The organism is Leclercia sp. UBA5076 (assembly GCF_002416465.1).
Lineage (GTDB): Bacteria > Pseudomonadota > Gammaproteobacteria > Enterobacterales > Enterobacteriaceae > Enterobacter.
The window spans coordinates 85,540-110,616 of the sequence record NZ_DIAO01000017.1; the positions used below are offsets into that span (position 1 = coordinate 85,540).

Below are 25,077 nucleotides of genomic sequence, written 5' to 3' on the forward strand. Positions count from 1 at the left end.
CGCTACCGCCCCTGGCTTAACAGCTACCAGTGCACTGAACGTGGTCTTAATAGAGGTTTTTTGCCGCCAGAGCCCAGCATAATGGCAACAGGGTAGCGCGCAAATCAATTAATAATTGTCGTCTTAAACGCTGACAGAAACAAGGGAAAAATAGGGCTAATGAAACAAAAAGCCAGATGTTAACTTACTGAAAATTAGGAATTTATTAAAAAAAAAGAAACGGCAGTGTCATTCGCCTGGCCAGGGTTAGCCCGGAATGAACCACTGCCGTTCAGATAACGACGAACAACTATTAGCTGTTAGTTAAGAGTTTCATCATGCTTTCGCGGAACTTCTGCCCTTCTTTCAGATTACGCAAGCCATATTGAACAAAGGCCTGCATGTATCCCAGTTTCTTGCCGCAGTCGTAGCTGTCGCCGGTCATCAGCATAGCGTCTACAGACTGCTTCTTCGCCAGTTCAGCAATAGCATCCGTCAGCTGAATACGATCCCAGGCGCCTGGCTCGGTACGTTCCAGTTCAGCCCAGATTTCCGCGTTCAGCACATAGCGGCCGACGGCCATCAGATCGGAATCCAGCGTCTGAGGTTGATCCGGCTTCTCGATAAATTCAACGATACGGCTGACTTTACCTTCGGTATCCAGCGGCTCTTTGGTCTGAATAACGGAGTATTCAGACAGATCGCCTTTCATGCGCTTCGCCAGCACCTGGCTACGGCCCGTCTCGTTGAAACGCGCCACCATGGCCGCCAGGTTATAGCGCAGCGGATCGGCAGAAGCATTGTCCAGAATGATATCGGGCAGGACGACCACGAACGGGTTATCCCCCACTACAGGACGCGCGCACAGAATAGAGTGGCCCAGCCCCAGCGGCTGCGCCTGGCGAACGTTCATAATGGTCACGCCCGGTGGGCAGATGGACTGCACTTCCGCCAGCAGTTGACGCTTAACGCGCTGCTCCAGGAGGGCTTCAAGTTCGTAGGAGGTGTCGAAGTGGTTTTCCACCGCATTCTTGGAGGAGTGCGTAACCAGAACGATTTCTTTGATCCCTGCAGCAACAATCTCGTCGACGATGTACTGAATCATCGGCTTGTCAACGATCGGCAGCATCTCTTTAGGAATGGCTTTTGTGGCCGGGAGCATATGCATGCCCAGACCGGCTACCGGAATGACTGCTTTCAAATTAATCATATTTCTTCCACCTTAAAATGGTTGCCGAATTATAGCCCTTTAGCCTGGTTTCGCCAGCACGAATTGCTACAAATCTGGAGACGATGTTACGCAATTACAGCGTAAATTTCAGCGGATGCAATCCGAATAGTCGCGCTTTAATTCCAGGAATCCTCGCAAAATGCCGGCTGGTTAATATTTAGCGCTTCGGCAGGTTAAAATTCAGCCGTTCCGTATTGAGCGTATGATGGTCAATTCGGTCGATATCGACCGAACTTTGCCCCTTTTCATTAACCGCGTTAATGTTCGCCAGCGAGAGCAGCGTTTCGTCCCGCGCCATAAACTTGCCGCGCACATCTTTGCGCAGATCAAAATTCAGCTTCAGGGCTGGGCCCCTGTCTGCATCCTGCATCACGTTGATATTACGCATAAAAAGATGCTGAGGTTTATTATGGAACTCCAGAGAAGCGCGCCTCATCTCAAGGTTGGTGAGGGCTACGAACGAGGTTTTATTGCCGGAGGAGATCTGTATTCCGCGCAATTTTCGTGCAAGTTTCTGGTTATCCAGATGAATATTGTTGAGGCGGAAATTCTGCGGTATCGACAAATAGTCGCCTTTAATCACGCCGTAACCAATTAACATCCCGGCGCTGTCGGTCATCTCAACATTATCGATGACAAAATTATCGCAGCCATATATCGCGACCGTTGCGTTATCAATACCCGCTTTCTTACTAAAGTCCGGGGTGATATTGCGGGCCTTAACATTACGTATGATAAAGTGTTTGCCGTTTTCAACGTGCACCAGCTGACGGCAATTGCTCCCGGTAATATTGGCCACCACAAAGTTCTTTACCGTCTGGTCTTCAGGGTAGTTATTGTCGTAGGTGCTGCCCGCCAGACCGATGCCGATACCCCAGTTAATTTTCCCGTTAGTGCAGTCGATATGGTCGATCACGTGGTCTGAGATGAGGATGTTTTTGTCATTAATCGCCACGTTCCATTCGATGGCGTCACCCTGCAGGTAGCTGAAATGACAGTTGGTAATCTTTACGCCATCCATCTGGTTATGAAACCCCTGGCGCAGGATTGCATAGTTGGCTTTAGTGACCCGCAGGTTGTCGATCAGCAGATTACGCATCACCCGCTTTTGTTTACCGCCAATGTAGATCTGGGTCACCGGGCCATAGCCGCTCATCGCCAGGCCCTGGATCACGCAGTCAGAACCGCGCACGTCGAGGGTGATGTTTTCGCTGCGCCCCTTCCCTTCCCCGATTACCTTGCTGCCATCCTGCAATACCAGCCGCCCGCGGCCATTGCCGGTCATCGCACCGAGAATGCGCAGGGTTTTGCCCTCGGGAATAAAAATGGCGGCGTTGATGTTCTCGCAGGTGACGTCCGCAGGTACCACGACGGTATCACCCTCGTTAAAGGCCTTCTTAAATGCGGCAATTCCGTCACGAAGGTCATACCGGCTGATCTCCACTGTGGCAGCGTTTTTGGCGGCCCGAACGCCGACCAGCGGCGCGGCCGCCAGCACGGAACAGGTGGTGACAAACGCGCGTCGCGTCATCTCTTTCGGCATATCGCCTCCGTTTAAAGCGTGTGTAGCAGAGTGGCTAACTGTCGGTTGATAAGGTGTTGATTGAAATCGGTCTCCACCTTTTTGCGCGCATTGTGCAGCACAGGCGAGAGCTCCTGATGGGCAATCGCGGCAAACTGTTCAAGCTGGTTAGCCAGCGCCTCCGGATTGTTCTCCTCCACCAGCCAGCCGGAATGGCCTGGTTCGATCAGTTCAGGAATACCGCTATGCACCGTGGACAGAACCGGTATGCCCACCGCCATGGCTTCCATCAGCGCAACCGGGATCCCCTCCATATCACCGTCTGCGCCGGTAACGGAGGGAAGTAAAAAGATATCGGCGGCATCGAGCATGGCTTTGACCTCATGGCTGGGCTTGAACCCTGGCATCTCGACATGCGCCTCCAGCTCATACTGTTCGATCAGGGTGCGCAGCCGGCGCTCCCAGGGGCCAATGCCCAGAATACGGTAGCGAAAATCCACCCCACGCGCTTTCAGCTGGCGGCAGGCTTCGATTGCCACGTGTAGCCCTTTTTTCTCCGTCAGACGTGCAACAGAGATGATTTGCAGTGGGCTTCCCGGCGTTTTAACCGGCCGCTGGGTAAAGCGCTGCATATCCACGCCCATGCGCGAAACGGTGATTTTCTCCGGCGGACAGCCCATGGTTTTGAGCCGCCCGGCCCACAGTTCGCTGATGGGCAGCATCATGTCGCCGCGCTGAAAGAGCCGCTGGTATTCAGGTGTATAGTGGTTCAGCACCTCACGGCTGGAGATATCAATGCCGTGAAAGACGGTGGCGATTTTCCCCTCAATAACGCCCAGCTCGCGCAGCTTGGCCGCCGTCACGCCTGCCGGACCGAAGTGGGCGATAAACACATCCGCACGCCAGGGACGCTGCGTCTGGCCGCAAATGGCGGAGAGGATCAGATTGCGCGACTCGGCGCCATAGCGGGAGATATTCAGCGCCTTCCAGGTGCCAGGGCGGTGCAGCCCGCGCAGAGTCTGGCGGGCGCGGTAACGCAGTTTCGCAAGCCGGCCCTGGGGCTCATCCTGCAGCCAGCGGGTTTTGCTGGCGAGGTCATACTGCGTCCATGCGGCGTGGGTATTTTGCGTATCGCCCTTTTGCAGGGCGATAATCTCCACGTCATATCCCATATCGATAAAGGCGGTGATCTGGTTAAGCACAAACGTTTCAGAGGAGAGCGGGAATTTCAGTAAGAAGAAACCAACCTTCATTTGCCCTCCCCTACCCGATCCAGTACCGATTTCACCATTTTGATGCCGTTTTCACGTTCGGCTTTCACCGCTACCGCCAGGCGTTCGTTGATGGCTGGCAGCTGGCCGAGGGTATCGCCGACCATTGCCCCCAGGGAGCCATCCAGCAGATGACGAATATCCACCGCCATCTCCGGCATGCCCAGCTGCTGCATGATCCCGGCAGACTTGTGTTCGTAGTTAATCGCGATGGCCGGGGTGCCGAAGTTCATAGAGATAATGGCCGAATGCAGACGGGTGCCTACGGTCAGATCGCACGCCCCCAGCAGCTTGCCCATCTCCAGATCGTTAAGTTCGTCCATCACCACGTGGTAGCGGGACGGATCGCTGACGTGCTGGCGCAGATTCAGCGCCACCATCCGGTCATCTTTGTTGTAGCTGTCGATGCCGGTACAGGTAGAGAGCGCCAGCACCTGATAGCCGCTGTCCAGCACCCGGTTGACCACCTCAGCAAAGGCTTTCTCATAGGCCGCCTGGGTGGTGCCAAGACGCTTATCAAACGGCGCCAGCTCGCGCAGGGTAATGGCGACGGTCTTCTGCTGCGCCGCCACGTTCAGCCAGTGCTGCACGGCATAGCTGGGGGTAAAATTCGCCTCCTGATGATCCACCAGCCAGGCGGTATCCACTCCCTGCTCTACCTTGCTTGTGTCGATCTCGCTACGCTGCATCAGATTCAGGCTCACCGACTCGCGCAGGATTAGCGCGTCACAGTGACCAAACACGTAGTTTGCCAGCTGATTGAACTGGGGATCCTGGAACGGACCGACGCTGTGACCGACCATAAACAGCGGCTTTTTCGCCATAAAGGTGCAGAGCGCATGCTCAAACTGCGGCACGCCGTAAAGGTCGACAAAAAAGGATCCGCCCACCTGAATAATGGCGTCGTAGCCGGAGAGCAGACGGACAAAATCGGTAAAGCCCTGGGCAATGGCAATATTACGCAGCTTGCCGGTGTCGGTCACACGTGACAGCAGCACCTGGTGCTGATAGCGGCGGCGCAGCACCTTTTTCACCCGGCCCATCACGCCCGCGGCGCTGTTATGCTGCTTCATCTGGCTGTAGAGCGGATCGCCCATCACCGGGCGGTTCAGTAGCCAGGAGGAGCTGACCGGATAACGGCTCATCACATCCACTTCTGTCTCAGGGAAGAGGGTGTAAATCGCATCCAGCAGGCCGCGCAGAATGGCGCTGTCACCGCGGTTGCCACAGGTATGGTTGCCCAGAATCAATAATTTCATAATAACCTCTTAAAAAATTCCCCTCCCCAACGGAGAGGGGGAGGAAATAATTAACCTGCGCGAAGCAGCGTTTTCATCTTTTCGTTGCGGCAGAACTGGCGCTTGATCTCCACCACCAGCGCGTTCCGCGACAGCACAATCATCACCGCGAAGGCCAGGGCGCCCGCGGCGACCTGCACCGCCAGCAACGCCGCCAGCGGCAGATGGCCTTGCAGGGCCAGCCCTAAGCCATAGCTCACGGCAAGGGTTGGCAGTGAGAGGTAAAACGGCAGCCAGAGGCTCAGGATGTACTGGCGGTAGCTGGAGCCCAGCACCGGCTTAATCATCACGAAGTAGCTCAGGATGGTGTTGACGATCTGCACCAGCAGGAAGCCCAGCGTGACGCCCATCGCGCCTGCCAGATGGCCGCCGATAACGATCGCCGGAATAAACAGAAAGGTTTTGAAGACGTTGAATTTAAAGCTGATATCGACGCGGGCTTTTGCCATCAGCAGCGATCCGATCGGGTTGCCGACGGAGCGCAACAGCCCCACCACGCACAGCAGTTGCAGGATCGGAACTATGCTCAACCACTTCTCACCGAATACCAGCGGCACCAGATTGCCGGAGACCACCATCAGCCCCAGCAGGGTCGGGAAGTTAATGATCCCCACCACCGACAGCAGCTTGTAGAAGTTGAGCCTGAGTTTGTCGGTGTCATCCTGAATTTTGGCGAACGCCGGAAACAGCACCCGGGTGATGATCGGGTTGAGCTTCATTGGCGGAACGACCGCCACGTTGTACGCCAGGTTATAGCCCCCGGCGACGCTGGCACCGAGAATACGCGCCAGCACCAGGGTAGAGAGGTTGGTATTCACATAGTTGATGATGCTGTCGGCGGTCAGCCAGGCGCCGAAGCGCAGGTTGGAGGACACCGATGCGAGCGAGAAGTGGAAGCCCGGACGGTAGATTTTGCGCCCGAAGTAGCCGAACAGCAGCGTGCGCACGACAGAGTTGACCAGGTAGCCGAGGATGGCGGTTAACGCCAGCGGCCAGAAGTGGGCGCTGATCACGGTAAAAGTAAATCCGGCCAGCACCGAGCTGGTCTCGATCATGCCGATCTTGCTGAACTCAAGCTCCTTTTGCATCAGCGCGCGGAACTGCTGTCCGTGAGGGATCACCACAAACGCGAACGACAGCGCGCGCATCAGGGGCGCCAGCTCAGGGTTATTCAATACCCGGGCAATAAGATCGCTCAGCAGGAACAGCGACACGAACACGAGAATACCGAGGCCGACATTAAGCCAGTAGAGGGTGGTTAGCTCCAGCTGGCTAATCTCTTTGCGCTGAATAATCGAGTTGGCGATGCCGAAATCAGACAGTGTATCGGCGAGGGCGATGATCACCAGCGAGACGGTCAACAGGCCAAACTGGTGGCTATCGATAATGCGCGCCAGCACCGTCATCTGCACCAGCCCAAGGCCGATGATGATCACCGTCGCGATAGCCGACCACTTTGCCCCGCTGAGGGTTTTTTCACGTAAGCTCATGTCAGTACGCCGCTTTGTTCACAAAGCCCTTGAAGATGGTCAGAAAGACGATCTTGATATCGAACCAGAGGCTCCACTCGCGGATGTACTCGAGGTCGAACTCAATGCGTTTTTCCATTTTCTCCAGGGTGTCAGTTTCGCCGCGCCAGCCGTTGATCTGCGCCCAGCCGGTGATACCCGGCTTCACCTTGTGGCGCAGCATGTAACCTTCGATAAGCTGACGATACTGCTCGTTATGCGCTACCGCGTGCGGGCGTGGGCCGACAATGGACATCCCACCGGTAAACACATTGATAAACTGCGGCAGTTCATCAAGCGAGGTGCGGCGCAGGAAGTTACCCACGCGGGTGACGCGCGGATCGTTTTGCGTCGCCTGGGTCACCACGTTGTCGTTTTCCATCACCTTCATGGAGCGGAATTTCCACACCATGATCGGCTTACCATCCATACCGTAACGGGTCTGGCGGAAGATCACCGGCCCCTTTGACGTGAGCTTCACCGCCAGCGCAATGGCGCACAGCACCGGGGAGATCAGCAGCAGGATCAGGGATGACAGCACGATGTCCTCCACGCGCTTCAGCACCCGGTTGAGGCCAGAGAGCGGCGTGTCATACAGGGGCACTACCGGTACGCCGTTCACCTCTTCGATACGGGAATGCAGAATGTTAAAGGTGAACACGTCCGGGATGAGGATCACCGAGCAGGTGGTGTCTGCCAGCTTACGCATCAGGGTTTTGATACGGGCCTCGTCGCTCATCGGCATGGCAATGTAGACGTTATGGATCTTGCCCGCTTTGGCATCGTCAATCAGCTGCGAATAGTTACCGGCCCAGTCCGAAGAGACGCCACCCGGCTGCGCGTCGTGATAAACGCCCACCACGTCAAAGCCCAGCCACGGCTCTTTGCGAAAACCGTCAAGCAGCGCCAGTCCGGCCGGCAGGCTCCCGGCTACCGCCACCCGGCGGGTGTTGTAACCCCGGTTACGCAGCCAGCCCGCGCCAAAGCGGATCAGAGAGCGACAGACCACCATCCCCACGCTGGTTAGCAGATACCAGGCAAAATAGGTAGCAAAGCGATTATCGAAGTCGTTGTTGAAGGCCACCAGCCCGAAGCTGAAGACCAGGCTTAAGGTCCAGTTCTGCAACAGCAGTTGCAGCTCGGTGGTGATTTTGACGCCCCGCCATGAACGGTAGAAGTCGGTCATGCCGCCGATCATCTGGAAGACGACCAGCGCGATCAGCGCCATCAGCAGATGCATGTAGAGGAACGGCAGCCCGCTGATTTTACACACCATCCACAACCCACCGAACATGATGGTGATATCAGAAAAACGCTGCACCATAGAGATTAACGATGCATTCGTTTTGGCTCGCTCGCGCTTTTTTAGATTTGTCATCGTTGTTCCTGTTTCAGGGCCCCCTCCCCCAACGGGAGAGGGGGAAAGGTTACTGATTCAACAGCGCCATAATGTCCTGTGTTCGCGCCGCCATCAGCGCCGCATCGGCACGGGATTCTACGTTCAGGCGCACCACCGGCTCGGTGTTGGACGAGCGCAGGTTGAAGCGCCACTGCGGGAAGGTCATGCTGATACCGTCTGTACGGTCGATCTCCAGCGCGTGCAGGGCAAAGTGATGCTCCACCCGGGCAATCGCCTCGGCAGGTGCCGCCAGCGTGCTGTTGATCTCGCCGCTCGCCGGGAAGGCCGCCATGCGGTCGCGCACCAGTTCACCCAGCGACTGGCCCTTCAGGCACAGCAGCTCGGTCACCAGCAGCCACGGGATCATCCCGCTGTCGCAGTAGGCAAAATCGCGGAAGTAGTGATGGGCGCTCATCTCGCCGCCATAAATCGCGTCTTCTTCGCGCATCCGCTCTTTGATAAAGGCGTGACCGGTTTTGGACATCACCGGTGTGCCGCCTGCCGCGGAGACCACATCCACCGTATTCCAGGAGAGGCGCGGGTCATGAATGATGCGCGAGCCGGGGTTTTTCTCAAGGAAGGCTTCCGCCAGCAGGCCGACGATATAGTAGCCCTCGATAAACTGCCCCTTTTCGTCGAACAGGAAGCAGCGGTCGAAGTCGCCGTCAAAGGCGATGCCCATATCCGCGCCATGTTCAATCACTGCATTGCGGGTATCGTCGCGGCACTCCGGCAGCAGCGGGTTTGGAATACCGTTCGGGAAGGTGCCGTCCGGGGTGTTGTGCAATTTGACGAAGGTGACCGGCACGTTAAGCGTCTTAAAGCGCGCTTCCAGGGCATCCACCACCGGGCCTGCGGCGCCGTTGCCGGAGTTGATGACCAGCTTCAGCGGTTTGAGGTTCGCCACATTGATGTAGCCCAGCAGGTGATCGATGTAAGCATCACGCAGATCGATTTTCTTATAGCTCCCGCGCGTTGACTCGTTCACCGGTGGGAAGTCGTTGGCTTCCGCCAGACGCTGTACGTCGCGCAGGCCGGTATCGCCGCTGATCGGGCGCGCACCCTCGCGCACCAACTTCATGCCGTTATAGTCCATCGGATTATGACTGGCGGTCACTTCGATCCCGCCGTCCACGCCTAAATGGAAGGTGGCAAAATAGATCTCTTCGGTACCGGAAAGGCCGATATCCAGCACATCCACACCCGCGTCCTGCAACCCTTTAGCCAGCGCCAGTTTTAACGCTTCGCTGGTCAAACGGACGTCGCCGCCCAGCACGATGGTTTTCGGCTTTAAATATTCGCCATACGCGCGGCCAATGCGCCACGCAATGTCCTCATTCAGCTCTTCACCGAGCTTGCCGCGAATGTCGTAGGCTTTAAAACAGGTTAACTTTTGCATCATTACCCCTTTTTCAGGCAACAGTTGGCCCGCCCGATATACAGGCCAATTTGATTTTTTTGTTTTCGTAGGCCCGGTAAGCGCAGCGCCACCGGGCAAAATGCGTGAGTGCTACACCCTGCCGTATCTGTCCTCAAATCGGACGATATCGTCCTCTTCCAGATAGGAGCCGGAGCGCACTTCAATCAGATCGAGAGGGATTTTCCCAGGGTTTTCCAGGCAGTGCGTCGCCCCCAGCGGGATATAAATCGATTCGTTTTCACCGAGCAGGGTTTCAACATTGTCGATAGTGACTTTGGCGGTACCTGCCACCACTACCCAGTGTTCCGCCCGGTGATGATGCATCTGCACCGACAGCCCCTCGCCCGGTTTAACGGTGATGCGTTTCACCTGATAACGGTCACCTTCGTCGATGGAGTCATATTTGCCCCACGGACGATAGACTTCGCGGTGAATGTGGTGCTCATGGCGGCCATCGGCCTTGATCTGCTCCACCACTTTTTTGACGTCCTGCACCGCGTTGCGATCGGCAATCAGCACCGCGTCTTTGGTCTGTACTACAACCAGATCTTTAACGCCGACGGTGGTGACCAGGCCCGATTCGGCATAGACATAGCTGTTCTCGGTTTTATGGCTGATCACATCCCCGTGATGGACGTTACCTTCCGGCGTGTGCGCGCTGATCTCCCACAGGGATGACCAGGAGCCGACGTCGCTCCAGCCCGCATCCATCGGCACCACCACCGCATCGGCGGTACGTTCCATTACCGCGTAATCCACCGACTCCTCCGGGCAGGCAAGGAACGCGGCTTCGTCCACGCGGATAAAGTCCAGATCCGGGTCGACGGAGGCCATTGCGCGTTCGCAGGCTTCCAGGATGTCCGGGCGATACTTTTGCAGCTCTTCCAGATAGCGTCCGGCGCGGAACAGGAACATACCGCTGTTCCAGTAGTACTCGCCGCTGGCGACGTAGGCCTGCGCGGTTTCCAGATTCGGTTTCTCAACGAACTGCGCGACGTCAAAGGCCAGGCTGTCGCCCTCCCCCGGCGTGACGTTACCGCGACGGATATAGCCATAGCCGGTCTCCGGCAGGTCCGGCACGATGCCGAAGGTGACCAGCTTGCCGCTTTCGGCATAAGGGATGGCGGCACGCACCGCATCGCGGAACGCCTCTTCCTGCTGGATGACGTGATCCGCCGCCAGCACCAGCATCAGCGGATCGCAATCCGGGCTGCTGCGCTTCGCCGCCAGCGCGGCGAGAGCGATGGCCGGGGCGGTATTGCGTCCGGCCGGTTCAAGAATGATATTTTCGGTGAGCTTGTTCAGCTGTCGCAGCTGCTCGGCGACGATAAAGCGGTGCTGTTCATTACAGATCACCACCGGGCTTTCGCAATCGACGCCATTAAGACGGTTTACCGTGGTCTGCAGCATGGTGAGCTCCCCTTTCAGGCAGAGGAACTGTTTCGGATAGAGCACGCGGGAGAGTGGCCATAACCGGCTACCTGAGCCACCCGCCATCACAACCGGGTACAACGTATTCTTATTCATGATTTATCCCCGAATATCTGCAATAAACTGGTTCAGCACGTTCTCTTTCTCGAGCGTGCGTTCGGCATAGTCACGCGCGATGGCGTTCTCTTTGGGCATATTCAGCGCCTGTTCGATCCCGCCCACCAGGGCGGATACCGACTCCGGCTCGACGCACACCGCGATCCCCGGCAGGGTGTCGCACAGCTGGCCCAGCTCGGTATGGGCCTCGGCGGTGATCACCGCGTTGCCGCCCACCGCCAGAATGTTGGTCAGCTTGGAGGGCAGAACGGCATCCGCCGCGCCGCGCTTTTGCACAACCAGATGGCAATCGGCCATCTTCAGCAGCGCCGGTAAGGCCTCGTAGGGCTGCAGCGGCAGGAAAGTGATGTTCTGCAGGCCACGTTCCTGGGCCATCTTTTGCAGCCGCGCTTTGCCACCCCCCTGGCCGACAATCACAAACTGCCAGGGCTGGTCGCGGAGCTGCTCAGCGGCATCAATAACGTTCTCAAGCCCCTGCTTCTCACCGATGTTGCCCGAATAGAGAATGATTTTTTTGGCTTCTGGCAGACCCAGCTGCTCGCGCAGGGCCGCCGCCTCAACAGCAGTCACATCGCGAAAACGGGCCACTTCCGACCAGTTTGGAAAGAAGATCACCTTCTCCGCTGCCACGCCCTTCTCCTGCGCTTTGTTCATCATCGAGCGGGAGATGGTCGAGACGTAATCGACGTTATGCAGGCTGCTGCGCTCGAAGGCGCTGGCCAGTTTCGCCACTTTGCCGCCCTTGCCTTTCCCGGCCATTCCCAGGCCCAGCATGGCGTCCACTTCGTAATCCTGAATGTGCAGCAGGGTGCGGGCGCCTGAGAGCTTGCCCAGCAGGCGCATACCTGGGGTGCAAAACAGGGTCGGCACCACGCCGATAATGCGATCCGGCTTCCAGCGACGTTGCGCCATCAGCGGGAAGAAACTGCTCAGGGCAAAGCTGCCCAGATGAATCAACCGCTTTAAGGTCGAGGGCTGCTTTGGCACGTAAAGCGGACAGCGCCAGACGGTCGCGGCCCCCTCTTCGCGGCGGTAGCGCCAGCTGGAATAGTGCTCGTCCACCTGCCACTCCGGGTAATAAGGTGGTGCGGTAATGACCCGCACCTCATGACCCTGGCGGGCCATCCACTCCACCATCTCGCCGGTGTACTTACCGATCCCGGTCAGCTCCGGCGAGTAGTTAATGCCGTATACGAGAATTTTCATAAACCCGGCACTCCGGCCTGCTTCAGAAAATAGGCCCGGCTGTTGTCATGGACGTTATCGCTGGCCAGCAGCGCGTCGGGCGTCAGCCAGCGATAGTCGTCATGCTGCGCATCAGGCAGATGCAGCTCTGCCTGATTGACCTTCAGGCGAAAACCGAGCACCACATAGTGGGTGGTGAAATCGGTGCCGGAAAAGTTGTCGTCATAGAAGTGCTGCCAGACCCCGTAGAACTGCCCTGCCGTCATCGGCAGACGGAGCCCCAGCTCCGCCTGCGTCAGACGCGCAAAGGCATTTTCCAGCGTCTCATCTTTCTGCACCCGCCCACCTGGCACGAACCAGTAGCCCTGTGCCGGACGATTGGTGCGCTGTCCGAGCAGGAACTCGCCACGCTCGTTCTCCACAATCAGATCGATGGAGATCAGCGGCGTGGAACGCACTACCGTGGCAAAATCTTCCTGACTTAAAAACATAGTTACCCCCGGAAGCGGTGCTGATTTTCCAGGAACCACTGATAGGTGCTGGCCAGCCCCTGGGCCAGCGTCACCTCGTGGAACCAGCCCAGCTGGTGCAGACGGGTCACGTCCAGCAGCTTGCGCGGGGTGCCGTCGGGTTTAGTGGCATCGAAGGCCACGCGGCCCTTGTACCCCACCACCTCAGCGATGGTTTCAGCCAGTTCGCGGATAGTGCAGTCCACCCCGGTGCCAACGTTGATATGCGACAGCATCGGCTCGGTATTCTCCTGCCACACCTCGCGGGCCAGCTCCATCACATGAATGCTGGCGGCAGCCATATCATCCACGTGCAGGAATTCGCGCATCGGCGTACCGCTGCCCCACACCACCACTTCCGGTGCGTTGCTGACGGTGGCTTCATGGAACCGGCGCAGCAGCGCCGGGATCACATGGGAGTTGCTCGGGTGGAAGTTATCGTTCGGGCCGTACAGGTTGGTCGGCATCACCGAACGATAGTCGCGGCCATACTGGCGGTTGTAGGACTCGCACAGCTTGATCCCGGCAATCTTGGCAATCGCGTAGGGCTCGTTGGTTGCCTCAAGCGTGCCCTGCAGCAGCTCGCTCTCGGCAATAGGCTGCTTCGCCATCTTCGGGTAGATACAGGATGAGCCGAGGAACAGCAGCTTGTTCACGTTGTGCAGGTGCGCCGCGTGAATGATATTGCTCTCGATCATCATGTTCTCGTAGATGAAATCCGCCGGGTAGGTATTGTTGGCGACAATCCCACCCACTTTTGCCGCCGCCAGATAGACCTGGTCGATGCGCTGTTCAGCAAAGAAAGCCTCGACTGCTTGCGCATCCAGCAGGTTAAGCTCGTCACGGGTGCGCAGCACCAGCTCGACGTTGCCACGCTGCTCCAGCTGGCGAACAATCGCCGAACCCACCATCCCGCGATGTCCGGCAACAAAAATACGTTGTTTGGTCATTCTCAGGACTCCAGCGCGATGGCAACCTCGTAGCCGTGGGATTTAAGCAAGGAGTGTTTTTTCGCCGCTTCGAGATCTTTTGCCACCATCTCGGAGACCATCTCCTGCAGCGTGGTTTCTGGTTTCCAGCCCAGTTTTTCGTGCGCCTTGGTCGGGTCGCCCAGCAGGGTTTCTACCTCGGCAGGACGGAAGTAGCGCGGGTCAACTTCCACAATCACGTCGCCCGGCTGTACGCCCGGTGCGTCGTGGCCGGTGACGGAGACCACAATGCCTTTCTCGTCCACGCCGGTGCCTTCGAAGCGCAGCTTGATGCCCAGCTGAGCAGCGGCCATCTCAACGAACTGACGCACGGAGTACTGCACGCCGGTGGCGATAACGAAGTCTTCCGGTTTTTCCTGCTGCAGCATCATCCACTGCATTTTTACGTAGTCTTTGGCATGGCCCCAGTCACGCAGGGAGTCCATATTGCCGAGGTGGAGCTTCTTCTCCAGGCCTTGGGCGATGTTGGCGATCGCGCGGGTGATCTTACGGGTCACGAAGGTCTCGCCACGGCGCGGAGACTCGTGGTTGAACAGGATGCCGTTGCAGGCGTACATGCCGTAGGATTCACGGTAGTTAACGGTGATCCAGTAGGCGTACATTTTTGCCACTGCATACGGGGAGCGCGGGTAGAACGGCGTCGTCTCTTTCTGTGGGATCTCCTGCACCAGGCCGTAGAGCTCGGAGGTGGAGGCCTGATAGAAACGGGTTTTCTTCTCAAGACCGAGGAAACGAATCGCTTCCAGCAGACGCAGGGTGCCGATGGCATCCACGTCAGCGGTATATTCCGGGGATTCGAAGGAGACGGCCACGTGGCTCATCGCGCCCAGGTTATAGACTTCATCCGGCTGGACTTCCTGCAGAATACGGGTCAGGTTGGAGGTATCGGTCAGATCGCCGTAGTGCAGATGGAATTTCGGGTTCGCCGCGTGCGGATCCTGATAGATATGATCCACGCGCTCGGTGTTAAAAGAGGAGGCACGACGTTTGATTCCGTGCACTTCGTAGCCTTTTTCCAGCAGGAGTTCCGCCAGATAAGAACCATCCTGTCCGGTTACGCCGGTGATGAGAGCGACTTTAGACATGTTTATTTTCTCCAGACTTATCAGAAGTTATTCAGTTTCAACGCGTTCGCGTATCACCACTGCGGGATTGCCACGGCAAAGTTTGTTTGCCGGTAGCGACTTAAAAACACTGCTGCGCGCACCAATAACGGTGCCATTGCCAATGGAGACGCCGGGGGCGACAAATACGTCGGTCGCCAGCCAGCATTTCTCGCCAATGGTGATTGGCTGCGCGTTAATATCAAAATGTTGACTCATATAATCGTGGCTGCCGGTACAGAGGTAGCATTTCTGAGATACCACTGCATTCGCGCCAATCGAAATTTCACCCAGCGTATATAACACCGCGCCGTCACCAACCCAGGCGTTATCCCCAAGGGTTAATTTCCATGGGTAAGTAATTTTTACCGACGGGCGAATCACTACGTTTTTTCCGATTTTTGCACCGAAGCTGCGTAATAAAAATGCGCGCCAGCGATACATAATTTGTGGGGACCAGGCAAATAATGTCGCCTGTACCGCCCACCATAACTGCACTTTAATCCCCCCTGCGCCACGGAATCCTTTTGGCACAGAGAAGCCGCTTAATTCCTGCATACTTTTTCCTTATATTCAGACTTTGTTATATAAGGCTTTGGTTTTACCCGTGGTTTTAAGGCGCAATAAATAAGATAATTCCGCCCATACGCCCGGCACGCGTAATATGTCGCGCTGCACCTTGCGGGCATCCTGGCATAATTCCAGATTATTCGACGTTGACACGCCGCCCATCGAAAATTCAGAAACCAGACCTGGCAGACGTTTAAAAGGATATCCGGCTTTATACAGCCGAGCGGCCAGTGCGTAATCCGATGAAACGCGGTACTGCAGATCGTACGGGTACGTTTTTAACCCGCTCAGCGGGAAGAAAATCGCCTGATGGCTGGCCGGCAGGCTGTGATAAATATACCAGCCCGGTTTCGCCGTACGGCGTACTTTATTTCCATCACCGAAATCAAGTAACGCATCGCCCATGTACATGGCGTTATCCTGGACTCGAACGAGTTGACGGACAAACTGCGCTACGTCGTCATGAAAAATATCGCCAGAATTAAGGAAGATGGCATAGCGCCCCTGCGCCATGTCGATACCTTTATTCATGGCATCGTAGATACCGCGATCTTTCTCGCTGATGTAGCGTAAGTTATACTCACCATTCAGTTTTTCGAGGAATTCTGCGGTGCCGTCGTTCGAACCACCATCCACCACAATCCATTCAAAGTTGAGGCTGGGATCGCCTGCCAGATTACGCAGCGACCGCCAGGTTTTTACCACGCCCTCGTAGTTACGAAAGGCGACAGTAATAACGCTTAGTAACATAAACCACCTCGTTATGAATGCGTAATATTAAGCGCCTTGCGCAAAATAAACGGGCATACAATCAAAAATGCATACTCTGGGCTAAATATTGACCCGGTAAAAAACAGCGATACTGGCGTAAAGAGGTAAAGCTGTACGCGAAAATTCTGATTATCACCAAAGGCGCTGATCATCATTTTGAAAACTTTAAACAGATACCACGCCGTTAATAATACTGCGAACCATGAAAAATAAATAATCAGCAGATACAAGCCATTGTCTATTGTTTTTCCGACGTCCGCACCGTTAAAGATTCCGAATGATGCGACATATTCATAAAGTGAGCCAAATCTGACTACACCGTCAATATGGGTTAAAGAGTACCCCACCATCACCAGCGGACCGATAATACGGTAATAAGAGGATGATCCTTCGGTGCCCAAATCACCCAGACGCTCGGAAATATACGGAAAGGCAAATACCACCCCGACTAAAAAGACGGACAATGAAATGATCGCTAAAGGTAACTTTTTCCTGATCGCCTCTTTATTCAGATACTGGAACGCCCACTCCAGAAGGTAAAACAGAATAAACGTCATAACCCCGGAGAACGATCCTGACAGAACGATTCCTGTAAGAATCATAGCATCGCTCTTGGGCGTTTTGATACCAAACTGTTTGATGCTGAGCCAAATTGAGATTAACGCCAGAGCGAAGAATGCCGGTTCAAAATAGAGCGCTGTGGTACGTTTGCCGCCAAATTTAATGAAATTCAGTACATAGCTATTACTGTAAATAAGATATTTCGAAATTATTTCCATCAGGCTACTGCCACCGGTCAGAATAATTTGCGCCATCTCCAGTGCGGCGAGGGTGACAATGATTCCAATGACCAGATAAAAGAACCTGAGGATCTTCCGATAATTGTGCGGCGAGACGGTTTTAAAGCGGATACTCCACACCATGCCGATAATGATGACGATATAAACAAACAGCATGGTGGAAGTAACGTATTTACTGGCATCCAGCGACTGACCAAAAATGTAGTTGAAGGCCGTCAGCCCCGCCCCCAGCCCCAGCGCTATCATCAGCTTTTTCACGCTGATTTTGTCGACAAACAGCAACAGCAGCAGCGGTAAAAAGGTCACGATAGTGATGGGGAAGCTCTCTCCCAGCTGGGCAATCTTGACGTTGACCAGCAGGTAGATGAGCGGCAGCAGCAGATAGCTACAGATTCTGATAGAACGAGACATACTCCTCCAGCATCTGTTGTCCACTGTAGGCCTGGCGGCTGCGGGTGCGGAATGCCTCAAGGGAGGTGCCAAATACCGCCTGGGCGATATCCGCTTTCGCCAGCTGCACCAGAGGCAGCACTTCCTCTTCGCTGAAGGTTTTGCCCCCCGATTTTTCCAGTACTTCCCGCGCGGCGTCGCTGTGGGTGGCGATCACCGGTACTCCGATGGAGAGCGCTTCGCACAGGATCAGCGGGTAGTTATCCACCCTGGAGCTGAACACCAGCGCATCCATCCCGTTCAGGGCGCTCATCAGTTTGCGTTTGTCGGTTTCGAAGCCGTGGTTCACCACGTTCGGCCCTTCAAACGGCGAGAATTTGCCGAAGGTATGCAGCTCGATCTTGTCGCCAAGCGCCATCATATCCCGCACCAGCTGCTGGTTGGTTTTGCCGTCGTAGCGCAGATCGTGAGCGACGACGGCAATTTTCGGCTTGCCGGCGGTAACGGCGACCGGGGTCAGCTCTGCCAGAATCGCCTCTGTCGCCACGTCGATACCGTTATTGATGATCCGGCAGCGCCCTGCCCCGTACAGGCTGTTAAAGGCATCGGCCACGTGCTGGCTGGGAGAGATGAACTGACAGCCCAGCGCCAGCATGTCACGGAACAGCTGACGCTTGCCATCTACCAGCTTATGGGCGCGATCCACCTTCACCGGCGGATAATTGCTGAGCGACGGGCACTTCTGGCAGTTCGTTTTCCAGCCTTCGCAGCCGTCGGTAAAGGCGCAACGGCCAGTGACGCTCCAGTGATCGTGCAGGGTCCAGACGAACGTGGTGTCGGGTTTGTGCGCCTGCACCTTCTGGCAAAACGCCACGACCTCTTCCAGTTTCAGCCAGTAGCTGTGCAGGACGTGAAAATGGAGCACTACCGGGCCCGGCGTGCGGGTAACGGTGCGATAGAGGCGGTTAAGATTGCCAAAGAGATCGCGGTTAAACAGACGGAACAGGGCAATATTGGCCACCGAGGTCAGGCGCGGGGTATGTTTCACCACCTGCGGATAGCGATCGTGGCTGACGCTTTTTTTACCGCCCTTGCCGTAGCCGTAGATAAAGCGCGACTGAAGTCCTTTTTGCAGCGCGCGCTGGTGCAGATCCAGCGCCACTCCCGCCGCCCCGCCCTCGGCGAGACGGACATTAAATTGCAGAATGTTCATTTGATCACCTTCACGCGGGCCTTCTCGCCCACCACCAGCGCGTTGTCGGGGATGCTGTCCAGCACTACGCTTCCTGCCCCCACGGTGACGTTATTACCGACGGTGATATCACCGATCATCACCACGTTGGCACCCAGCTCAACGTTATTGCCGATGACCGGACAGGCCAGGCTGTCCGGGCCGCGGTTACCGAGGGTCACCCCGTGGCGGATGGTAAAATCATCCCCGGCGACCACGAATTTATTGATCACCACGGCATAGCCGTGGTGAATGGTGAAGCGGCGGCCGATGGTGGCCGCAGCCTGGATTTCGTAGCCGAAAATGCACTCGGTGATGAGGCGGTAAAGCACCAGAACCGGCGCCGCCCAGAGATTGTTAAGGACGTTTTTTTTGCGCCACACCGAGCAAAAATGGGCCACCCGGTAGGCCAGAACCATGCAGCAGGGGCGCAAGCTCCAGCTGTTTGCGCGACAATCTTCCAGCACCATTATTTCCCCCGCAGTCCGTCGGCCAGACGCTTACCGTTACGAACCGAAATCAGCGTCAACAGGGTGCGCCAGTTCATCCGCTTATTGCGGATCTGATACAGCGTAAAGAGCTGATACTTGCGGCTGGCGCGGTCGAACTTATCCCGGTGCTTGCGGTAGAAGTGGAAGTAGCCGGAAAACTTCTTCGGCGACGAGGTGATCTGCATTTCACCATGATTGATGTGCAGGATCTGGGTGGCTTCTTCTACCTTCCACGGCTCGCCATACTCCACCACCATCCGCAGGAAGATGTCGTAATCCTGGGCGGCGGCCAGTGACGTATCGAACAGGCACTCCTTGAAGCGCCACGCCCAGGTAAAGACCTGATTGCCGATAATGTTGCGCTTGTAGAACAGGCGGCGGGAGTACGGCGATTTTGGGTACAACGGCAGGCTGGCGGGCTGAGAGTAGACCTCCCCCTCGCAAACATAGTCGTTGGCGTACAAAAAGGCGTGGGTAACCAGGTGATGCTGATGCGCCAGGAAGGTAGACAGCCGGTTTGGCGTCCACTCGTCGTCATCGTCAATACCGGTCAGATACTGGCCAGAGGCCTGCAAAATAGCCTGATTGCGGACCGCGCAGGCGCCGGAGTTAATGGCGTTATGGGTGTAGATCACCCGCGGGTCGTCCAGGTCAGCGACAAACTTCTGGAGCTGCTCGTACGAGGAGGAGCAGTCATCGACGATGATTAATTCCCAGTGGTCATAATCCTGGCGTAATACCGATTTTATCGCACGGATCGCCAGCTGCTGACGGTTCCATGTCGGCATATAAATGGAAATCAAAGGACGTGGTGTCATGGTGTTCCCCGAATGGCTCATTACTTGCTGTCCGACTTATATTCGTACTCGTAATACCCGTAATCTTGATACCCGGTGGCGCGGCGGAAGATGGAGTTGAGGATCACCCCTTTCACCGCAATGCCGTTCTGTTCGAAGCGGCTGAGGCTGGTTTCGACCTCTTTCAGGGTGTTCACCGCGTAGCGCGCCACCATCAGCGTGGTGCCCGCATGGCGACCGACAATTGCCGCATCCGTTACCGCGAGGATTGGCGGGGTGTCGATCAGCACCAGGTCATAGTTTTCACTGGCCCACTTCACCAGCTGGGTAAAGCGTTCGCTCATCAGCAGTTCCGATGGGTTCGGCGGCACCTGTCCGCGCGTGACCAGGTCAAAGTTAGGGATGGAGGTCGGCTTCGCGCACTGGCTGATATCGCCCTTGCCCAGCAGGATGTCCGACAGACCGTTTACGTTGTTCGTGCCGAGCAGCTCGTGGGTATAGCCCTTACGCATATCGCAGTCGATCAGCAGCACGCGCTTGTTGGTCTGGCTGACTACCGCCGCCAGGTTGGCGCAGACAAAGGTCTTGCCGATGGAGGGGCTGACCCCGCTGAGCATCAATACGTTGTTGCTGGCCTGCATCATGGCGAAGTGCAGGCTGGTGCGCAGGCTGCGGATAGCCTCGATAGCCAGATCCGTCGGATTGCCGACTGCCAGCAGCTGGCTCTGCTTGTAACGTTTGATGCCATTGGACGTTTTGACGCTGTCACGCGATTTCTGCCACTCCGACAGCGGGATGCTGGCGTAGACGTTGATGCCGTGCTCCTCCAGAACCTGCGGGCTTTCGATCCCACGGTTAAACAGGGAGCGCAGCAGTACGCCGACGATGGAGAGCATCAGACCGAGAATAATGCTGCCGAGAATAATCAGCGCCTTCTTCGGCTTCAGCACGCCCGGCTGGGTGATGGCCGGGTCGACAATACGCACATCGCCAACGGTGCTCGCCTCGGTGATCTTCAGCTCCTGCTGTTTGTTCAGCAGCTGCATATAGACCTGCTGGCCAGACTCCACGTCGCGGGTCAGACGCAGGATCTCCTGCTGAGTCTTTGGCATCGCGGTGACGCGGTTATTGAGTTTGGCTTTTTCCTCTTCCAGCGTCTGGCGTTTTTCCAGCAGCGTACGGTAGGCCGGATGGCGTTTGGTGTAGAGTTTGGAAATTTCCGCCTCTTTAAAGGTCAGCTCGTTGATCTGGGCGTCGATATTGACCATCGAATCCAGCACCGACTTCGCTTCGAGCGGCAGGTCGACGGAGTCTTTATCCTGACGGAAAGCGTTGAGCTTGTTCTCGGCCTGATCCAGATGGGCGCGCACTTCCGGGAGCTGTTTCGCGAGGAAGTCGAGGCTTTTTGACGCCTCTTCCGACTTACGCTTCACGTTCTGCGCCTGGTAGTTGCGGGTAATGCTGTTGAGAATGTCGCGGATCTTGTCCTTATCCTCGCCGGTAAAGGTCAGTCTCAGCACCCCGGTATCCTTTCCGGTTTCGGTGACCGACAGGTTGCCCTGCAGATTATTGATCATCCCGAGCATTGAGAATTTGCTGACGGTGAACTCGCTGCCGCTCTGGGCATGGATGTCGCTGACCATCATGCTGACGCCATCTTTATTCAGCATCTCCCCCACCTTGCCGCGGGCGCTAAACCCGGCGTCGCTGGTAAGCTGATACTGATCTTTCCCCAGCACTTCAAGGGTAAACTCCTGGCTGGCACCCCCGGCAGGAAGCTGGAAGGTGGTCACTTTAACCGTATCATTCTGACGGCCCATCAACCGGTCCCAGCCCGCACCAAACACCGGGAAGGTGTTTTTAGTGACGCCGATGTCGAGATCCAGATCGTCCACGGTTTTTCCCAGCACCAGGCGGGACTGGATCAGCTCAATTTCCGCCTGTGAGGCGGGCGGCTTGTTTGCCAGCGCCGAACCGATGTCCTGCACCAGCGAATTGCCGGTGTTTTGCTCTATTTGTACCAGCGCGTCGGCGCTGTAGATCGGGGTGGCAAAAAAGGTGTAAATCACCGCCGCAACGGCAAAGAGCGCGGTGATGCCAATCACCCACCAGCGCGCCTCGACCACGGTTCCGATCAGACGACCAATATCAATTTCATCACTGCCCGCACTCGGGGCGGCAGAAGGTTTTACGTTTGCTGTCATTATTATCCCTGCTGAACGTTCAGTGCCTCTGCCCACTGGCGGGCAGACTGGTCGAGTAAGGTGTAAACCGCCTCAAACGCTTCATGGCTTTTGCGGTACGGGTCGGGGATCTCACGCTCGTTGTCCCAGTGACCAAACAGCATCACTTTGCCGCGCATCTCCGGTGCGATATCGCACAGGGCATGAATGTGGCGTTTTTCCATCGCGAGGATCAGGTCGTAGTCCCGGCACAGGCTGGCCGTCACCTGACGGGCGCAATGCCCGTCGAGTGAAAGCTGATGCTCTGCCGCAACCTGACTTGCACGCTCATCGGCCCCTTTGCCCACCAGCGCGCCCAACCCGGCTGACGCCACGGTGAGCTGCGGTTGGTACTGCTTAAGTAGCCGCTCAGCGGTAGGGGAACGGCAGATATTCCCCACACAAACCACCAGAATTTTGTTAAACATCGTTATCACCAGTTGTGGTACTGATGTACCGTGTCGGTCATGGTATGGATATTGTTGATGGTCGGCATCAGCTGGTTCATCACACGGTTCCAGCGCGTTATCGGCGCGGTGGTGACATAGACCACGTCATACGGCTGGAGGCGGAAGCCGGTCGCCATCACCAGTGAGGTGGCATCAGACATATCCAGCTGGTAGACGTTGGCAATCTTGCCCTTCGCATTGTTTCCTGTAATCGGACGGATCACGAAGATACCGCTGGCGTCGGAGGTGCTCATATCCAGCCCTTCCGCGTTGCCCAGCGCTTCGGTCAGGGTCATACCGCTCAGGTCCATCTTGAGGGTGCTCTGTTTCTTCACTTCACCCATCACGAACACTTTCAGGTCGTCATTGCGCGGCACGAACAGGATGTCGCCCGGATAGAGCAGACGGTTCTGGCTCAGATCGCCGTTCTGCATCAGCGCCTGCAGGGAGATACGCTCCTCTTTGCCTTTATGGGTCAGCACCACATTGCGCCAGTCGGCGCCATCAGTGAGCCCGCCCGCGGAGTTGATGGCGTCAAGCACCGTCAGCGGCACGTTGGTGATCGGCTGTTGGCCGGATTTATTCACCTGGCCGGAGACATAGACTTTCTGCGAACGGAATGCGGCGATATTAACGTCCACCTGCGGGTCAGCGATGTACTGCGCTAAACGGCCGGTAATATCACTACGGATCTGTGCGAGCGTTTTGCCCGCCACGCGAAGTTTGCCGACATAGGGATAGAACATGGTGCCATCTGCCTGAACCCAGTTACCGGTATCGCTGGAGCTACGATACTGCCCCGCCGGGGTGGTCAGCTCCGGGTGATCCCAGACGGTGACGTTAATCACGTCCCCGGGCCCGACGCGGTACTGGTAGTTGGCGATCTCCTGGTCGAGATCGACATTCGGCCGTGCGACAATCGGGCGAGGGCGTAATTGTTCAACCAGCTGCGGGGTCATGGGATAAACGTTAACCATGCGGTTGATGTCAAAATCAGCATCCTGCTGTTTAATCACATCCTTACCGGAAGTTGAGATATTGCTGCCGGGGAAGATCGTACAACCACTCATCAAGGTCACAGAGACCAATAATGGCATCAATTTCATTTTGGATTTCATCATTGATTATTTATCACTATGGCAGAGTAATTATCCTGTGCATTTAAATAAGTGCGAAGGCGTATTACTTTTAGCATGCAGTCAATAAAAGAGAAATATAACTGGCATCAGTCCTAAAAGAAGCTTATTCGCTCTCAGGCTATTGACAGAATAATCGAGGCTGATTAACACGCTTTCAGGCACGCTACCGCCCTTGGCTTTCAGTTACCAATCTACTGTTTAAACAGCTAGTTAGGGGCAAGCACCCTCTTTGACAGGGTTTAATGAGAAAATATAACGGGCAGGATTAATCCGAACACGATATACATTTTTCAGGTCATTAAACCGACACAGAAATAGCACCAAAAACGACCGCTATTTGATGCTGAAAGAATTGTTGCAGCTATCTGAAAAGCAGGCAAGGAATCATCAACGAAGGCGTGGCTTTTAAGAATAATATTAACGGTCGCATTTCCGTGTTTTTAGGAATAGCTTTATATTGACATTATTAAATAACACCATTGACCCTGCGATATTTCTTATTTTTATTGATTCGGAGTTATTCCGATATTAACGCACAGAATGCAGGGTTTATTACCGGCCAGATAAGGAAAATCTATGCAGATAAATGCCTGGCCGGCATTGCATTTTTCTGGCGCAGTATCCATGATCGAAATGTGACAATTGTCATATAACGAAAGGTATTACGCTCACTATGGAATGGATAGCAGATCCATCAATATGGGCCGGTCTGGTCACCCTGGTGGTGCTGGAACTTGTGCTCGGTATCGATAACCTGGTCTTTATCGCCATTCTCGCCGAAAAACTGCCCCCTGCTCAGCGCGACCGCGCCCGCATCACCGGTCTGTTAATGGCGATGGTCATGCGCCTGCTGCTGTTGGCCTCTATCTCCTGGCTGGTGACCCTCACCCGCCCGCTGTTTACCGTCCACGGCTTTGGCTTCAGCGCCCGCGATCTGATCATGCTGTTTGGGGGATTTTTCCTGATCTTCAAAGCCACTGTCGAACTCAACGAAAGGCTGGAAGGCAAGGACAGCGAGAACCCCACCCAACGCCGTGGGGCGAAGTTCTGGGCGGTGGTGGCGCAAATCGTGGTGCTGGACGCCGTCTTCTCGCTGGATTCAGTCATCACCGCCGTGGGGATGGTCGATCATCTGCCCGTCATGATGGCCGCCGTCATTATTGCCATTGCGCTGATGGTGATGGCCAGCAAGGCGCTGACGCGCTTTGTTAACGACCACCCGACCATTGTCATTCTCTGCCTGAGCTTCCTGCTG

General features: G+C 55.9%; 22 protein-coding genes. 1 reads left to right on the forward strand and 21 read right to left on the reverse strand.

The window, feature by feature from the left end; genetic code table 11:
* Positions 1–292 precede the first annotated feature (292 nt).
* The 21 genes from galF to B3X29_RS17220 all read right to left on the reverse strand — a co-directional run bounded on the left by galF (position 293) and on the right by B3X29_RS17220 (position 23,804).
* Positions 293–1,189 (reverse strand): GalU regulator GalF, encoded by an 897-nt coding sequence (gene galF, locus B3X29_RS17120; protein ID WP_103180209.1) that lies wholly within the window; start codon positions 1,187–1,189, stop codon positions 293–295.
* A gap of 178 nt (positions 1,190–1,367) precedes the next feature.
* Positions 1,368–2,753, reverse strand: coding sequence for a colanic acid biosynthesis protein WcaM (gene wcaM, locus B3X29_RS17125; protein ID WP_156654868.1), 1,386 nt, complete (start codon positions 2,751–2,753; stop codon positions 1,368–1,370).
* A gap of 11 nt (positions 2,754–2,764) precedes the next feature.
* The gene (wcaL, locus tag B3X29_RS17130) at positions 2,765–3,985 is read right to left on the reverse strand and encodes a colanic acid biosynthesis glycosyltransferase WcaL (protein ID WP_103180211.1); all 1,221 of its coding nucleotides are present in this window, start codon (positions 3,983–3,985) and stop codon (positions 2,765–2,767) included.
* On the reverse strand, positions 3,982–5,262 hold the full coding sequence (wcaK, locus tag B3X29_RS17135; protein WP_159339561.1) for a colanic acid biosynthesis pyruvyl transferase WcaK: 1,281 nt from the start codon (positions 5,260–5,262) through the stop codon (positions 3,982–3,984). Before wcaK ends, wcaL begins: the two co-directional genes overlap by 4 nt.
* A 50-nt stretch (positions 5,263–5,312) precedes the next feature.
* Complete coding sequence (gene wzxC / locus B3X29_RS17140; protein ID WP_103180213.1) at positions 5,313–6,791, reverse strand: colanic acid undecaprenyl disphosphate flippase WzxC; 1,479 nt, start codon at positions 6,789–6,791, stop codon at positions 5,313–5,315.
* Position 6,792: 1 nt separating this feature from the next.
* Positions 6,793–8,187, reverse strand: a complete 1,395-nt coding sequence (gene wcaJ / locus B3X29_RS17145; RefSeq protein ID WP_103180214.1) for an undecaprenyl-phosphate glucose phosphotransferase — start codon at positions 8,185–8,187, stop codon at positions 6,793–6,795.
* A 49-nt stretch (positions 8,188–8,236) separates the two neighbouring features.
* Positions 8,237–9,607, reverse strand: a complete 1,371-nt coding sequence (gene cpsG / locus B3X29_RS17150; protein WP_159339562.1) for a colanic acid biosynthesis phosphomannomutase CpsG — start codon at positions 9,605–9,607, stop codon at positions 8,237–8,239.
* 111 nt (positions 9,608–9,718) lie between these two features.
* Positions 9,719–11,155, reverse strand: a complete 1,437-nt coding sequence (cpsB, locus tag B3X29_RS17155) for a mannose-1-phosphate guanyltransferase (RefSeq protein WP_159339563.1) — start codon at positions 11,153–11,155, stop codon at positions 9,719–9,721.
* Positions 11,156–11,158: 3 nt separating this feature from the next.
* On the reverse strand, positions 11,159–12,382 hold the full coding sequence (gene wcaI / locus B3X29_RS17160; RefSeq protein ID WP_103180217.1) for a colanic acid biosynthesis fucosyltransferase WcaI: 1,224 nt from the start codon (positions 12,380–12,382) through the stop codon (positions 11,159–11,161).
* Positions 12,379–12,852: a GDP-mannose mannosyl hydrolase gene (locus B3X29_RS17165; RefSeq protein ID WP_103180218.1), complete on the reverse strand. Its 474-nt coding sequence runs from the start codon at positions 12,850–12,852 to the stop codon at positions 12,379–12,381. Before B3X29_RS17165 ends, wcaI begins: the two co-directional genes overlap by 4 nt.
* A 2-nt stretch (positions 12,853–12,854) precedes the next feature.
* A complete protein-coding gene (gene fcl, locus B3X29_RS17170) occupies positions 12,855–13,820 on the reverse strand; it encodes a GDP-L-fucose synthase (RefSeq protein ID WP_103180219.1) in 966 nt (321 codons plus the stop codon).
* Positions 13,821–13,822: 2 nt separating this feature from the next.
* Complete coding sequence (gene gmd / locus B3X29_RS17175) at positions 13,823–14,944, reverse strand: GDP-mannose 4,6-dehydratase (protein WP_103180220.1); 1,122 nt, start codon at positions 14,942–14,944, stop codon at positions 13,823–13,825.
* Positions 14,945–14,971: 27 nt separating this feature from the next.
* Positions 14,972–15,520, reverse strand: a complete 549-nt coding sequence (gene wcaF / locus B3X29_RS17180; protein ID WP_103180221.1) for a colanic acid biosynthesis acetyltransferase WcaF — start codon at positions 15,518–15,520, stop codon at positions 14,972–14,974.
* Positions 15,521–15,535: 15 nt separating this feature from the next.
* Positions 15,536–16,282, reverse strand: a complete 747-nt coding sequence (gene wcaE, locus B3X29_RS17185; protein WP_103180222.1) for a colanic acid biosynthesis glycosyltransferase WcaE — start codon at positions 16,280–16,282, stop codon at positions 15,536–15,538.
* An 11-nt stretch (positions 16,283–16,293) separates the two neighbouring features.
* Positions 16,294–17,514, reverse strand: a complete 1,221-nt coding sequence (gene wcaD, locus B3X29_RS17190) for a colanic acid polymerase WcaD (protein WP_156654874.1) — start codon at positions 17,512–17,514, stop codon at positions 16,294–16,296.
* Positions 17,489–18,706 carry a colanic acid biosynthesis glycosyltransferase WcaC gene (gene wcaC / locus B3X29_RS17195; RefSeq protein ID WP_159339564.1) on the reverse strand — a complete coding sequence of 406 codons (1,218 nt, stop codon included), beginning with the start codon at positions 18,704–18,706 and terminating at the stop codon, positions 17,489–17,491. Before wcaC ends, wcaD begins: the two co-directional genes overlap by 26 nt.
* Positions 18,703–19,191 carry a colanic acid biosynthesis acetyltransferase WcaB gene (wcaB, locus tag B3X29_RS17200; protein ID WP_103181109.1) on the reverse strand — a complete coding sequence of 163 codons (489 nt, stop codon included), beginning with the start codon at positions 19,189–19,191 and terminating at the stop codon, positions 18,703–18,705. Before wcaB ends, wcaC begins: the two co-directional genes overlap by 4 nt.
* A gap of 2 nt (positions 19,192–19,193) precedes the next feature.
* Positions 19,194–20,033, reverse strand: coding sequence for a colanic acid biosynthesis glycosyltransferase WcaA (gene wcaA / locus B3X29_RS17205; protein ID WP_103181110.1), 840 nt, complete (start codon positions 20,031–20,033; stop codon positions 19,194–19,196).
* 20 nt (positions 20,034–20,053) lie between these two features.
* A complete protein-coding gene (gene wzc / locus B3X29_RS17210) occupies positions 20,054–22,216 on the reverse strand; it encodes a tyrosine-protein kinase Wzc (RefSeq protein ID WP_103180225.1) in 2,163 nt (720 codons plus the stop codon).
* A gap of 2 nt (positions 22,217–22,218) precedes the next feature.
* Positions 22,219–22,662, reverse strand: coding sequence for a low molecular weight protein-tyrosine-phosphatase Wzb (gene wzb / locus B3X29_RS17215; RefSeq protein ID WP_103180226.1), 444 nt, complete (start codon positions 22,660–22,662; stop codon positions 22,219–22,221).
* Positions 22,663–22,667: 5 nt separating this feature from the next.
* On the reverse strand, positions 22,668–23,804 hold the full coding sequence (locus tag B3X29_RS17220) for a polysaccharide export protein (protein WP_103180227.1): 1,137 nt from the start codon (positions 23,802–23,804) through the stop codon (positions 22,668–22,670).
* A 691-nt stretch (positions 23,805–24,495) separates the two neighbouring features.
* On the opposite strand from B3X29_RS17220, the gene B3X29_RS17225 reads away from it, so the two are divergent.
* A partial coding sequence (locus tag B3X29_RS17225; protein WP_290559349.1) for a TerC family protein occupies positions 24,496–25,077 on the forward strand: 582 nt, incomplete at its 3' end.

What these genes read in the sequence shown, in the direction of transcription:
- galF (WP_103180209.1), bottom strand. Translation starts at nt 1,189, where the DNA reads ATGATTAATTTGAAAGCAGTCATTCCGGTAGCCGGTCTGGGCATGCAT.
- wcaD (WP_156654874.1), bottom strand. Translation starts at nt 17,514, where the DNA reads ATGTCTCGTTCTATCAGAATCTGTAGCTATCTGCTGCTGCCGCTCATC.
- B3X29_RS17220 (WP_103180227.1), bottom strand. Translation starts at nt 23,804, where the DNA reads ATGATGAAATCCAAAATGAAATTGATGCCATTATTGGTCTCTGTGACC.
- wcaC (WP_159339564.1), bottom strand. Translation starts at nt 18,706, where the DNA reads ATGAACATTCTGCAATTTAATGTCCGTCTCGCCGAGGGCGGGGCGGCG.
- wcaF (WP_103180221.1), bottom strand. Translation starts at nt 15,520, where the DNA reads ATGCAGGAATTAAGCGGCTTCTCTGTGCCAAAAGGATTCCGTGGCGCA.
- wzb (WP_103180226.1), bottom strand. Translation starts at nt 22,662, where the DNA reads ATGTTTAACAAAATTCTGGTGGTTTGTGTGGGGAATATCTGCCGTTCC.
- B3X29_RS17165 (WP_103180218.1), bottom strand. Translation starts at nt 12,852, where the DNA reads ATGTTTTTAAGTCAGGAAGATTTTGCCACGGTAGTGCGTTCCACGCCG.
- wzxC (WP_103180213.1), bottom strand. Translation starts at nt 6,791, where the DNA reads ATGAGCTTACGTGAAAAAACCCTCAGCGGGGCAAAGTGGTCGGCTATC.
- gmd (WP_103180220.1), bottom strand. Translation starts at nt 14,944, where the DNA reads ATGTCTAAAGTCGCTCTCATCACCGGCGTAACCGGACAGGATGGTTCT.
- fcl (WP_103180219.1), bottom strand. Translation starts at nt 13,820, where the DNA reads ATGACCAAACAACGTATTTTTGTTGCCGGACATCGCGGGATGGTGGGT.
- cpsB (WP_159339563.1), bottom strand. Translation starts at nt 11,155, where the DNA reads ATGAATAAGAATACGTTGTACCCGGTTGTGATGGCGGGTGGCTCAGGT.
- wcaI (WP_103180217.1), bottom strand. Translation starts at nt 12,382, where the DNA reads ATGAAAATTCTCGTATACGGCATTAACTACTCGCCGGAGCTGACCGGG.
- wcaA (WP_103181110.1), bottom strand. Translation starts at nt 20,033, where the DNA reads ATGACACCACGTCCTTTGATTTCCATTTATATGCCGACATGGAACCGT.
- wcaE (WP_103180222.1), bottom strand. Translation starts at nt 16,282, where the DNA reads ATGTTACTAAGCGTTATTACTGTCGCCTTTCGTAACTACGAGGGCGTG.
- wzc (WP_103180225.1), bottom strand. Translation starts at nt 22,216, where the DNA reads ATGACAGCAAACGTAAAACCTTCTGCCGCCCCGAGTGCGGGCAGTGAT.
- wcaL (WP_103180211.1), bottom strand. Translation starts at nt 3,985, where the DNA reads ATGAAGGTTGGTTTCTTCTTACTGAAATTCCCGCTCTCCTCTGAAACG.
- wcaK (WP_159339561.1), bottom strand. Translation starts at nt 5,262, where the DNA reads ATGAAATTATTGATTCTGGGCAACCATACCTGTGGCAACCGCGGTGAC.
- wcaJ (WP_103180214.1), bottom strand. Translation starts at nt 8,187, where the DNA reads ATGACAAATCTAAAAAAGCGCGAGCGAGCCAAAACGAATGCATCGTTA.
- cpsG (WP_159339562.1), bottom strand. Translation starts at nt 9,607, where the DNA reads ATGCAAAAGTTAACCTGTTTTAAAGCCTACGACATTCGCGGCAAGCTC.
- wcaM (WP_156654868.1), bottom strand. Translation starts at nt 2,753, where the DNA reads ATGCCGAAAGAGATGACGCGACGCGCGTTTGTCACCACCTGTTCCGTG.